The organism is Alcaligenes nematophilus (assembly GCF_026344155.1).
GTDB classification, from domain to species: Bacteria; Pseudomonadota; Gammaproteobacteria; order Burkholderiales; family Burkholderiaceae_B; genus Alcaligenes; species Alcaligenes phenolicus.
This window is the reverse complement of sequence record NZ_JAPKMZ010000005.1, coordinates 84,892-97,508: the sequence shown is the minus strand read 5'-3', so window position 1 is coordinate 97,508 and position 12,617 is coordinate 84,892. Positions and strand designations below refer to the sequence as shown.

Annotated in this window: 7 protein-coding genes; 4 read left to right on the top strand and 3 right to left on the bottom strand. The window is 57.6% G+C overall.

From position 1 onward, the window contains the following. Window positions 1-26 precede the first annotated feature (26 nt). Window positions 27-2,867, bottom strand: a complete 2,841-nt coding sequence (locus OSH04_RS14155; protein WP_266108722.1) for a c-type cytochrome — start codon at window positions 2,865-2,867, stop codon at window positions 27-29. Then, on the bottom strand, window positions 2,864-3,340 hold the full coding sequence (locus OSH04_RS14150) for a (2Fe-2S)-binding protein (RefSeq protein WP_035273699.1): 477 nt from the start codon (window positions 3,338-3,340) through the stop codon (window positions 2,864-2,866). The genes OSH04_RS14155 and OSH04_RS14150 overlap by 4 nt, the downstream gene beginning before the upstream one ends. Before the next feature lie 400 nt (window positions 3,341-3,740). Here OSH04_RS14150 and OSH04_RS14145 point away from each other — a divergent pair, with 400 nt between their 5' ends. The 4 genes from OSH04_RS14145 (at window position 3,741) to OSH04_RS14130 (ending at window position 8,629) form a co-directional block, all read left to right on the top strand. Then, complete coding sequence (locus OSH04_RS14145; RefSeq protein WP_266108721.1) at window positions 3,741-5,999, top strand: xanthine dehydrogenase family protein molybdopterin-binding subunit; 2,259 nt, start codon at window positions 3,741-3,743, stop codon at window positions 5,997-5,999. 61 nt (window positions 6,000-6,060) lie between these two features. Further along, a complete protein-coding gene (locus tag OSH04_RS14140; protein WP_266108720.1) occupies window positions 6,061-6,885 on the top strand; it encodes an alpha/beta fold hydrolase in 825 nt (274 codons plus the stop codon). An 81-nt stretch (window positions 6,886-6,966) separates the two neighbouring features. After that, entirely contained in the window at window positions 6,967-8,019 is a 1,053-nt protein-coding gene (locus OSH04_RS14135; RefSeq protein ID WP_226349805.1) for a M29 family metallopeptidase, read from the top strand. A gap of 7 nt (window positions 8,020-8,026) precedes the next feature. After that, the gene (locus OSH04_RS14130) at window positions 8,027-8,629 is read left to right on the top strand and encodes an N-carbamoylsarcosine amidohydrolase (RefSeq protein ID WP_009454755.1); all 603 of its coding nucleotides are present in this window, start codon (window positions 8,027-8,029) and stop codon (window positions 8,627-8,629) included. Window positions 8,630-8,748: 119 nt separating this feature from the next. Here OSH04_RS14130 and OSH04_RS14125 read toward each other — a convergent pair whose 3' ends face one another. Further along, window positions 8,749-12,051, bottom strand: a complete 3,303-nt coding sequence (locus OSH04_RS14125) for an autotransporter outer membrane beta-barrel domain-containing protein (protein ID WP_266108719.1) — start codon at window positions 12,049-12,051, stop codon at window positions 8,749-8,751. Window positions 12,052-12,617 lie beyond the last annotated feature (566 nt).

Sequence of the window (12,617 nt, the reverse complement as noted above, 5' to 3'; positions counted from 1 at the left end):
AAACACTATCTGCGGACCAGCCCGGTCTACAAGTGTCCCTTTTGCTCCCGTATGGTTGCAATCTTGTCTTTCAGTCCTGTCCAGGCTGGTTTGTCCGGAGCAAAACGCGCCCGCATATAGTTGAGCAAATCTTCCATCTGCTCGTCATTCATGCTGTTCTTGAAACCGGGCATGGAGCCCAGAGCAGGCTGTGCCGGACGGGTAATGCCGTGCATCAATACCTGAATCGTATTGTCCGGATGCTCGCTGTGCAGATTGCTGTTCAAGGCCAGGGACGGGCGGGCACCAAATAGCACCGGCCCACCGCGCGGGTCGTGACAGACAGCACAAGCGCCGTTGAACAGGTTTTCACCCGGCATCAACATCACTTCCTTATTGCTGCGGCTGTTCTGCTCCAAAAGCGCGGCCTGGGCGGCGTGCGTTTGTTCTTGTTCGCTCTCGACCGGGTTCAGGCTGCTTAGATAATGCGCCATGGCGCGGACATCGGATTCAGGCAGTTCTGCCAAACCCGCCACGACCGGTCCCATTGGTCCTGCTGCCACGCCATGACGGGGCGAATAGCCGGTACGCAAGTACTGGTATAGCTCCTGCTCTGTCCAGGGGATGGGGGCTTTGGACAAGCTATTGAGTGCAGGCGCTTCCCAGTTGTCCGCAAAACCACCGGCCAGGAAATTCGCTTCACCCCCTTTCTCGGCACCCAGCATATTGCGCGGGCTATGGCAGGCCGCACAGTGTCCGCTGCTGTTAACCAGATACGCGCCCCGATTCCATTGCACGGTTTGCGTGGGGTCCGGCACGTAGGCATTCGGATCACGGTGAAACAGCAGGTTCCAGCCCGCTACCAAAGGCCGCATATTCATGGGGAAGGGCAGTTTGGTTTCAGGCACTTCGGATTTCACCGGCTCTTGCGTCATCAAGTAGGCATAGAGGGACTGCATGTCCTCATCGCTGATCTTGGCAAAGGCCGTGTAAGGGAAGGCCGGGTACAGGTGGCGACCGTCCTGATGAATACCTTCGCGCATGGCACGTTCAAAGGCTTTGTAGCTCCAGCTGCCTATGCCGGTTTCTTTGTCCGGGGTGATGTTGGTGGTATAGATCGTGCCAAACGGCGTATCCAAACCCAGACCGCCCGCATTGGGTGTGCCGCCTTCAGCGGTGTGGCAGACCATGCAGTCGCCCGCAATCGCAACCAGGCGGCCGCGTTCGATGGCCAGCTCTGAAAAGATGGAGGTATCCACTTGGCCGACCGGTGCAATGGCAGGTCGCCAGGGCAGGGCACTCAAGACTGTGCCGGTGGCGACCGCGGCCAAGGCACCCCACCAGGCTTTGCGTTTTTTGCTGCTGCCTGTCTTATCGGCCTGATAGCCCAGTGTCAAAGACTGTTCGCTAAAGGGCGCACTGGTCAGGCGTATGCCACTGGCATTGAAAATTGCATTGGCAATGGCGGCAGCGGCAGGCAGTTCCACGCCCTGATTCCAGGCCAAAGGCTGGCCTACGGCAGACTCCCGTTTGACCAGTTGAACGGCTGGCTTGTCGGCTGTTCCTCTGACGGGACGGTCGCTGCTACCTTCGCCACCTTTGCCCACGCCGTTGTTTAGCAGTTGCTGTGCCCAACGGCCTAGTCGGTCGGCCAAGGCGGGTGCAGACTCTGGGGCCTGCTCGGCATTGCCCAGTTCGGTGCTGTCGTGGCCAATGGTCAGCTTGTCTATGCTGAGTGTGCCTTGGCGGGTATCGACGCTGACATCGACAGCCCAGGCGGACCACTGCTCGCGTGCAGCTTGCCCGGGGACGTGTTCAACAATATGGCTGTAGGCCAGCCCGCGACCCTTGCGTAAAGGGCCTTGATGGGCGGGCAAGGGTTCGGACCAGTCCGACTGTTCGGCAACCCGTTGCAGCAGATCTCGACCTTGGGGACTACTGACTTGTTCCAGTCGTGCCGCCAAGGGGTCCAGTCCCAGGCTGTGGCAGTCTTGATCGAACTGCGACTCTTGAGCAAAGATCGTGGCCTGGGCCAGGCTGTCGGGGTCGCTGCTGGCGGCCGCGCCATCATAGTTAGGTGTAGGGGCGGAGAAGTAATCACTTTTTACGGCCGGGCCGCTGCTGGGCAAACCTGGCTGACCGCAAAGAATGGCCGCCAGAGAAGGGCGCGCACCGGACAAGGTATTCAGTTGCCAGCGGGTGGCCCGCAAATGGGCATTCAGATCGTTTGGCTCTGCAGTGCCTTTAAAGACACTCAGGCGAATGATGTCTGCACTGTGGCTGGCACGAACTTGTACGGCCTGGGGGCGCCCAAAGGCCATGACTGCCGCATCCATGGCACAGTCGTAAGCATCGGCCTGATTGCCGGCAATATCCTGCAAATGGATCTGTTCGCTGGGCAGGCCGCTCAAGGCTTGCAGCTCAATCAGCAGGGCCGCGGGGCGCTGCGTATGCGCCCAAACATAAAGCTGTTTGTCGTGATAACAGGCACGGGCCCAGGCAGTTTCCTGATGCTCGGCGGCAGATTGCCATTCATAGCTTTGATCGGGGGTGCTAAGCGTAGCAGCAACTTCCTCATTCGCTGGAAGCGTAGCCTGGTTTGCCGCTACGGGCGTAGCCCAACGTGCATCCAGCAAAGCAGCGCCTTGTTGAGCCTGTTCGGCTTGTACCGCCAGCACACCCAGAAAATTGCCCATATGCACACAGGCCACGACACCAGGCACTTGCAGGGCGGCCTGCTGGTTTACGGTCTGTAATTCAGCACCCAGATACTGCCCGTTCTCGTACGACCAGTAAGGAGGCCGCACAACAGCGCCATGCAGCAGGCTGGTGCCAGCAGGCAGTTCCGGCCATAACGCTCGGGAAAGGTCTTGTACTGAATGACTCATTGCCGGGCCTTTGCGACGCGTACAGCGGCTTGCATGATTTCTACGTGTGTGCCACAACGGCACAGGTTATAGCGCAGCTCGTCCCGAATTTGCTCTTCGGTGGCTTGCGGATTGCGTTCCAGAAGGGCCTGCACAGTCATGACCATGCCATTGAGGCAATAGCCGCATTGTGCGGCCTGGCAGTCAATAAATGCCTGCTGAACATCATTAGGCTGGCCGTTCCGGGCCAAGCCTTCCAAGGTAGTGATCTGACGGTTTTCTACCAGGCTGACAGGCACAACACAGGAGCGGGCGGCCACACCATCGACCAGCACCGTACAGGCGCCACATTCACCCAGGCCACAGCCGAATTTGGGGCCATTCAGTTCCAGGTCGTTACGCAATACATAAAGCAGCGGCGTATCGGGTTCCACCTCGATGATGTGGGTCTCTTGATTGACCCGCAAAGTATGCGGGCGAGTACAAGGGTTCATGGGTTTCACCTTTGGTAGATCGCACCTTGTTGTCGGACAGCGTGTGCGGTGCTTTTATCAGCTCGGTATTGATATGCTTAAATTAAGTGTATACACTTTAATTTATCGAGTAAATAGATTCTACTACTCCCTTGAGGTATCAATCAAAGCCCTCTTGGGAAGCCGTTCGAAATTCGGTCTAATCTTATTTAATATAGGGTTTACACTGATTATTAAGCCCTTGATTTTCTCTTTATAGTAGTTGCGATAAATGGGTTGAAGCGCACTGCATTTGTTTTTATTAGGGCGTGTACGCTAGTAATCAATGTTTTGCCAGGGGGCGTTTCAGGCAGGTTTTCAGGGATGGAGCCCTGATGGCCGGTTTCCAGCCCCTTATATAAAGCCCAGCCAGGAGAGTGTGATGTCTTACGATGCGCCGCGCCACCAGCAGCAAGACTTGCTCAGGGCGTCTGGCACCTTGCTGATTTTAGCGGCACCGGCGCGGCCTCCCAAGCCTTCGCCCGGCCAGCCCGGCGTGGTGTCCGAGTATTTGCAGGCGCACGACGATGTCTTTGTCGCCGTGTCCGAACAGGGCTGGGTGCGCGCTTTTAATGGGCACGTGGATCTGGGTACCGGCATTCAAACTGCACTGAGTCAGATTGTGGCCGACGAGCTGGATGTGCCCATGGCACGCGTGCAAATGGTGCTGGGTCATACCGATGCGGTGCCCAATCAAGGCCCCACCATCGCCAGTGCTTCCATTCAGATTCATGCTGTGCCGCTGCGTAAGGCGGCGGCTCAGGCACGTCAATTGCTGCTGGCACAGGCCGCAGAACGCTGGACACTGCCTGCCGAACAATTACGCGTGGAAGACGGTACCATCATTGCCCCGGACGGGCGTAGCCTGACGTACTGGCAATTGCTGGAGGGTCTGGAACTGCGGGCCTATCTGGATAAAGAAACTCCCACCAAACCGGCCGAACAATTGCGCATTGTAGGGACAGCCCAGGCGCGTGTCGATATTCCGGGCAAGGTCGCAGGGCAGTGGGTGTATGTGCACGATGTGCGCGTGCCCGGTATGTTGCATGGCCGCGTTGTGCGTCCTCCTTATATAGGGCGTGATAGCGGCGACTTCATCGGTCGCAGTCTGGAATCCGTGGACGAGGAGTCCATCCGTCATATTGGCGACGATGTGCGAGTCGTGGTGATTGGCGACTTTATTGGTGTGGTCGCGCGTCGTGAAGAACACGCTATGCGTGCTGCCCGCGAATTGAAAGTGCGCTGGAAAGCGATTCCTCCGCTGGAGGATATGAGCAATCTGGAGCAGCTGATTCGTCGTCAGCCCATGACAGAGCGTTTGCTGGCCGATAAAGGGCCGGGTTTTGACGAGCTGCCGCCAGAAAGCAAACGCTTGAAGCGTAGCTATGTCTGGCCTTTTCAACTCCATGCCTCTATTGGTCCGTCTTGCGCGGTGGCGGACTATCAGCCCGGTCATAGCCGGATCTGGTCAGGCTCGCAGAACCCGCATATGTTGCGCGTTCATTTGAGCCAGTTGCTGGACGAGGACGAGGCCGGTCTGGAGATCATCCGTCACGAAGCGGCCGGTTGCTATGGCCGTAATTGTGCTGACGATGTGTGTGCGGATGCCTTGCTCTTGTCCCGAGCCGTAGGTGCGCCGGTGCGTGTGCAACTGACGCGAGAACAAGAGCACGGCTGGGAGCCTAAAGGCGCTGCTCAGTTGATGGATGTCGAAGGCTCCATTGATGCCCAAGGGCAACTGCGTCATTACGATTTTGTGACCCATTACCCCTCCAATGATGCGCCGAACCTGGCGCTCTTGTTGACGGGGCGGGAGTCGGCGGCCCCCCGTCAGTTGGAAATGGGGGATCGCACGGCAGTACCGCCTTACAGCTATCCCAAGCAGCGTATTGTGTGTCAGGACATGCCCGCGATTGTGCGCGCTTCCTGGTTGCGCGGCGTGTCGGCCATGCCCAACTCTTTTGCGCATGACTGCTTTCTGGATGAGCTGGCAGTGGAAGCGGGTGTGGACCCCTTGACCTATCGCCTGCGTTATCTGGATCAGGATGAACGGGCTCAGGAACTGCTGCAGGCGGTGGCGGATAAGGGGCACTGGCAGATTGGGCAGCGTGGTTCGCGCGGGCAGCCGGATGAGCAGGGCTATTTGTATGGCCGTGGTCTTTCGTATGCCCGTTATATACACAGCAAGTTCCCTGGTTTCGGGGCGGCCTGGTCAGCCTGGTTACTGGATTTGCGGGTCCATATAGAAACGGGCGTGATCGACGTGCAGAAGATTTATGTGGGTCAGGATACCGGGCAGATGGTGAACCCGGCCGGTGTGCGTCACCAGATTCACGGCAATGTGATTCAGTCCTTGAGCCGCACGTTGTATGAACAGGTGCGCTTTAACGCACAGGGCGTAGTCAGTGCGGAGTGGGGTGCCTATCCCATTGTGGATTTCCCGCGTATCCCGCCCATAGAGGTGATTTTGATGGACAGGCAGTCCGAGCCGCCTATGGGGTCGGGCGAATCCGCCTCCGTACCCTGTGCCTCGGCCATTGCCAATGCTTTGTTTGATGCAACTGGCCGACGTTTTCGGCAGGTGCCTTTTACACCGGATGTGGTCCGGGCCGCGCTGGCTGCTACGCCTCAAATGGCCTAGGCAGCAGCAGTTTTCATGGGTCGGGCTTAGGGCCTGACGGTTTCAATCCAAGGACAGATTAATGAGTACCTTTCTTTACGGCGGCCATGTTCATGCCAATGGCATTCGTCAGCATTACTTGCGTTACGGTGGTTCCAGCGAGGGTCGCGATCAGCGCCCAGCCGTCATCATTGTTCCTGGTATCACCAGTCCGGCTGTGACCTGGGGCTTTGTGGGCGAGCAGTTCGGCAAGCACTTTGATACCTACATTCAGGACGTACGTGGTCGCGGCTTGAGCGAAGCGGCTGAAGGTATGGATTACAGCCTGGATGCGCAGGCGGATGACTTGATTGCACTGGCTCAGGCGCTGGGCCTGAAGGACTACATCGTGGTCGGTCACTCCATGGGTGCCCGCATTGGTTTGCGTGCCGCTCACAAGAACAGCGATGGCCTGAACCGTCTGGTGATGGTTGATCCGCCAGTGTCCGGCCCAGGTCGTCGCGCTTATCCCTCCAAGTTGCCCTGGTACGTGGATTCCATGGCGATGGCTCGCAAGGGTTGCACGGCTGAGGATATGCGTGCCTTCTGCCCGACCTGGACGCAAGAGCAGTTGCAGTTGCGTGCCCAGTGGCTGCACACCTGCCACGAGCCTGCGATTCTGGCCAGCTTTGAAGGTTTCCACACCGACGATATTCATGTCGATTTCCCGCACTTGAACGTCCCCGCCTTGCTGATGACAGCAGAGCGTGGTGACGTGGTGCGTGATGAAGATGTGGCCGAGATTCAGCAACTGGCCCCTGGCGTTCAGCACGTTCGCGTGCCTGATGCCGGTCACATGATTCCTTGGGATAACGAAGCAGGCTTTTACGAAGCTTTCGGTGACTTCCTGGGCCAGCGCTTGGTGTGATGTTGAAAGGGCCGCATGGGCGGCCCGTCGTGATGCAAAGGTTCCGCGTCAGTGTCGGAACCTTTCACAAGGAGAGACAAGATGGCAGTTAGTGATTACCAACTTATCGAGGCATGGCAAGAAGTGCTACGCCTGTCCAAGCTGCAGGCCGGTCAAACCGTGACCTTGCTGACCAGCTCGACCACGCACCCGCAAACCATGCAGTGTGCGCAGATTGCCGCTCAGTCCATGGGTGCAATTGTGAATCGCCTGGACTTGTTGCCGGTCAACGCGGAAAAAGCCTTGAGCCGTGACTCGCTGGCCTACCTGGGTACGACCCCGCTGACGGGTAACGAAGCAGCGATTGCAGCCCTGAAGGCTAGTGATCTGGTGCTGGACTTGATGACCCTGTTGTTCTCGCCCGAGCAGATCGACATTCTGAAGTCGGGCACGAAGATTCTGCTGGCCGTGGAGCCACCAGAAATTCTGGTTCGCACGGTGCCAACGGAAGCGGATCGTACACGCGTGACTGCGGCGGCCGCTTTGATCAAGGCCGCCAAGGAAATGAGTATTACCTCTCCTGCCGGTACGAACCTGCGTTGCCCGCTGGGTGAATTCCCTGCGATTCGTGAATACGGTTTTGTGGATGAGCCCGGTCGTTGGGACCACTGGCCCAGCGGTTTTGTGCTGACCTGGCCGAACGAGCTGGGCACTAACGGCACCATCGTGATCGACAAGGGCGACATCCTGTTGCCACAGAAGAAATACTCTACCGAGCAGATCATTCTGACCGTGGAAAACGGCTATGCCACCAAGATTGAAGGTGGTATCGAAGCCGAGCTGCTGGACGAATACATGAAGACCTTCAACGATCCCGAAGGTTATGCCATTTCCCACATTGGTTGGGGTTTGCAGCCGCGCGCTCACTGGTCCACCTTGGGTCTGTACTCGCGTGAGAACACCATTGGCATGGATGCGCGTGCGTTCGAGGGTAACTTCCTGTTCTCCCTGGGCCCGAACAATGAAGCTGGCGGCAAGCGCACAACCGCATGCCACATTGATATTCCTTTGCGCAATTGCACGGTCAGCCTGGATGGCCGCGCTGTCGTGCGTGACGGCAAAGTACTGGACGGAGGCGTTGGTGAGTACGAATGAAGGAGCGGTGTACGCTCAACAAGGGTTTGGGTCGACATTGGAGCCTAAAGCTCCTTACGGTTTGTTGATTATTGATCTGGTGAATGGCTTTGCGGATCCTGCCGTGTTTGGTGGCGGCAATATCCCTGAAGCCATCGAGAACACGCAGAAGTTGTTGGCAACGGCGCGTGAACAGGGCTGGCCGGTGGCTCACACCCGCATTGTGTATGCCGATGATGGCGCTGATAACAATATCTTCAGCATCAAAGTCCCCGGCATGCTGGGTCTGACCGAAGACGCGCACAACAGCCACATCGTGCCGGAACTGGCTCCTGTGCCCGGTGAGTTCATCGTTCGCAAGAACGTGCCTTCGGCCTTCTTTGGTACGCCCTTGGCGGCGTGGCTAACGCAACGTGGTGTGCAAACACTGCTGGTTGCCGGTGCTGTCACCAGTGGTTGTGTGCGTTCCAGCGTGGTCGATGCGATGCAACTGGGTTTCCGTCCCTTGGTGGTATCGGATTGCGTGGGCGACCGTGCGATTGGCCCTCACGAGGCGAACCTGTTCGATATGCGTCAGAAGTACGCCACCGTGGCAACGCGTGAAGAAGCGATGAAGTTGATCGGACTTTGATCGAGTATCGGTAGTCTGCCGCTTGGGGGCAGGCTGTCGGACCTGTGCCCCTGGGAGTCGAACGACTCTCGGGGGCTTTTTTATAGTTGCTGTTCAGGTCCGTGTGAGGCCATCTGTTTTTAAAACGCCCAGCGCAGATTCATCTGTCCTTGCAGCGATGAATACCCGCCGCCGAACTGTGAACTGATGCTGGTGCCAATCGACAGACGCTCACTGCGTTGCCAGGTCAGGCCAGTTCGCAGGCTCATCGTGTCGCGGGGCAGTACGCTATTGCGGGTATTGAACGTCGTATCCGTGGATGCAATGGCGAAACGGGCAGCTTGAGTCAGGTCGCGATCCAGCCATTCGTGATTCCAGCCAATGTCAACGTTCACGGCCAAGTTGCTGCCATCAGCCAGGGCGCGCTTCCATTCCGCCGTCAGCCCCAGGCTGGAGCGCAGGGCGTCTACGCGCTTGCTGTCCAGGTGAAGTCGAGTGGCCGCATTGCCAGATTCGTCGACCGATGGGCGGGACACCAGGGCATAGTTCATGCTGGCAAAGGGTCCGACAGAAAAGGATGGGTTCAACTGCCACAGGTAGCCTGTGCCGGCGTCAATCGACAGATTGCGTCCTGTCCAGTCAGACGAGTGCGTGGCCTGGTAGTCTCCAATGGCAATTTGCCTGCGCATATCGGCTTGTTCCAGACCCAGGCGCAGCCCGCTGAATGCAAAAAGACCTTCCCGAGCACCGGGGCGGTATTGCAGATGGGCTGCAAGGCCGAACGCGGTGGCTTTGCTCTTGCCGGAGTACGGGGCATCCGGCTTGACCGACAGGTCTGAAATATCCAGCTGCGCTCCCACGGCGAAGTCGGGGGCCGTTTCCAGGGCGCGTCCAGCTCCAACGATCAGGCCATAGCTGTTGGCATCGTAGCCAAGCATGGACCCGCGCGTGTTTTGATCGCCACTGGCACCGAATACCAAGGCGTAGCCCTGCCAGTCAGTACCGGGCCGCAGCATACTTTGGCTCAGGCCTTGGCGGGCGGTTTGCATGATCGAGCGCTCATGCATCAGGGAACCGGCCATTGCAGCGCTGTAGCCTGCCGGTGAGATCTGGTCCAGGGCGGCGGATATTTGTGAACCGTCGGTAGCGGAGAAGTCGAGCGTCTGGAACAGGCCTTGTGTGGCTGCTGGCCCGGCGGCGGCTAGTTTGAACAAGGCTTGGCCGGCTTCTTGCTGGTTCTCGTCGCGGCCATACTGGCTATAGGCATTGTTGGCTCGCGTGGCCGACAAGCGATAGCGTTCATTACCCAAGGGAGCTGCGTCAAATTGCAAGGTGGGCGATACGGAAGCGATTTGAGTGGTGCCGAAGCTGCCGCTGTAGCTGGTTGCTTCAACAAACGAGCCTGTGTCGACGGACCAGGAGTTTTGATACCAGTCGGCGGCAGGCGTCAGTTGCAGCGTGCCGGCCAGGTCAGCATGGCCACTGACGGCAAGGGTGTCGTGGCCGCCTTTGCCATCAAACTCGGCTAACAGGCGGCCCGTTGCTGTTTGTTGAAAGTCGCCATTTACATTGATACGCCCGATGGAGTTGCCAGGCGCCAGGGTGCCAGCATTAATCAGAGCATTGCCGCTGGCCAGATCGAAGCTGGCATTCCCGCCCAAGGTTGCCGCTTCCTTGATGGTGGCGCTGTGAACCTGCAAGGTGCCGTTCAGTTGCGTTGTGCCGCCGTCAAATGACAGGGCCAGATTGTCTTTGCCGGTGATGTTGCCGGCGTAGCTCAAGTGGAATGTGGCATCGGGCTGATTAATGCTGCGGCCCATCTTGTTGGCAGCCTGACCAAAGGACAGCGTAGTCAGACGCAGCTTGTTGTTGTCGTCGCGTTCTGCATAATGCGACACTATATCGCCTTCAATTTGTGCGCCTTGCATCAGGTTGATGCGCCCAACGTAGGCATTGTCAGAGATCAGGATGGCCGCTTCTTGACCTGCAACTCGCCCGCTGATGTCGGCTTGTTGAACCAGGGGGCCGTTCAGTTCGGGGAGCAGGGCTTCATTGCTGCCCTCGCTGCTACGGATGTAGGATCCACGTCGCTCGGTCTCGTTGCCTAGTGAGTTGGTGCCAAAATCGAAACGCAGGCCTACACCCTGAGGGCCAGTAGCCTGGATATCGCCACGATGAACCAATGCGTGTCCGCGTCCGTAGGCAAATTGAATGCCTCGCCCGTTCAAGCCATCTGCGTAGATTCTGACGCCTGGGTCGATGACAAGGGTGTTGTTCTCGCCATCGACCCGTATGCCTGCACCGCCTGATCCTGCTGCCAGCAGGTCAGCGGCTTGTCGGACCTGATTATTGCTGCCATAGATATGCAGGCCCAAGCCTAAAGTGGATTGGTTGTACTGACCTGGAAGGTAGTGGGTGCCCTGGGCATTGCGGGCAAAGAAGCCTTGTGTGTTCACCAGTTCCAGGCCATCGCCGTAGATTGAGCGCCCGAAGAAGTTGGCCCGGTCAATGGTGTAGCCCAGGTCTTGCAGAACGGCCAGTTCAGCTTCCATGAAGCCCGAATAGTTACGGAAATTCTGGTGGCTCATGACGCTGTTTCGAAGTTCGATGTGGCTCATGAAGTTGTCATCTACGTCGCCGTTTTCCCCCAGTATCTTGACGGGCACGCCCTGCAGGCCTCCAGCCAGGACTTGCTCGATATTGGCACCGACCAGGAAACCCTTGTCCTGGCGCAGATCGAAGGCATCAGGGTCGTAAGAGGTGTTGCAGCCATTGCACAGAACTTTCTGTCCTGCCTGTGCTGGATTACCGTTGTCGTCCCTTAGCAGTTGCGTCCAGCTACTCAGCTGGCTTGCGAAATACGGTTGTATGTCCTGTTTATTGCCTCTGTTTTCTACGCTGCTCAAAATACCCAGCCCATGAGCAACCTCGTGAATGGTCGTCAGGAGTACGCTGTCTTTACCGGTCTGGGGTGTTTGTGTAAACGCCGGACTTGTTGCGTAGTCGTCTGTGCCCAGGCCAAACAAACCATGTCCACCTAACGGTAGCGAGCCGGCGGCAGGCGACAGGCCGAAGATATTTTGCTGCATTTGCGTGAACGGACTTTGGCCGTCATTGGCTTCGGGTGAGCCACCGTAGGCGTTGCCCGACACATTACTCGTACCGATATTGACGATGGTTGGGGGATTGTTACCTTGGGTCTGGAGTATTTCAGCCCAATAGCCCAAGCCGTCAACGATCTCGTTTTTGTAAGCTTCATGACCTTGCCAGCTCCAGGAGGACGTAGTGCCCTCGTCGTCGAATGGACCATCGTCAATTTCAAAAAAACGCGCGATAAAGACGGGGCGTCCCGAGGCGTTTTCTATGATTCTGTCTTCCAGGGCTTGAGCAGACAGTGGGGCAATGACAAGCGCCAGGGCGGCACACAGTTTTGTTGGTTTCATTGTTAAGCAGGTGTTGAAAGCGCGAGATATTGTTTGCACTGGATGGCCCCTGAGGTAGAGGAAACAGTTTGATTAGAGTTGGGCGTTCATTATTGCTGCATCGGGGCAGGGCTGATGAAGGGTGTTACCTTGGCCTGTGTCGGAAAAATATAGCAGACGGTGTCAAATTGATATTGTTGGTTTTAAACCCTTGGTCTTGGTTTTTAAACGGCGTGTATCTGCTTTTTTGAGCTTTGAGCTTTGAGTTTTGGGTTTAAGGGTTGCGGGTTGCCGGGGAGTCGTTTTTTTTGGGGTGGCTTTCTTCTGGACGTGCCGTTTGGGCTTTGCGTGAGGCCGGTGGATGGTTTTCTTGTGCGGCCCGGGTACGGCTTGTCTTGGCGGGTCCCTTGCCCACGCTGCGTGTGGGTGCCCTTGTCAGAGTGCCGGGGCGGGCGGGTCGTGAACTCGGAGCGCGGTTTGTCCCCCGGACAAACCGCAAGCGTGCTCCTCAAACAGCACGCCCCTTGCATCCCACCCCAGCACTCTGCCGGCGGCAAGAGCCCTGACTCGCCCGCCAAGCCATACCC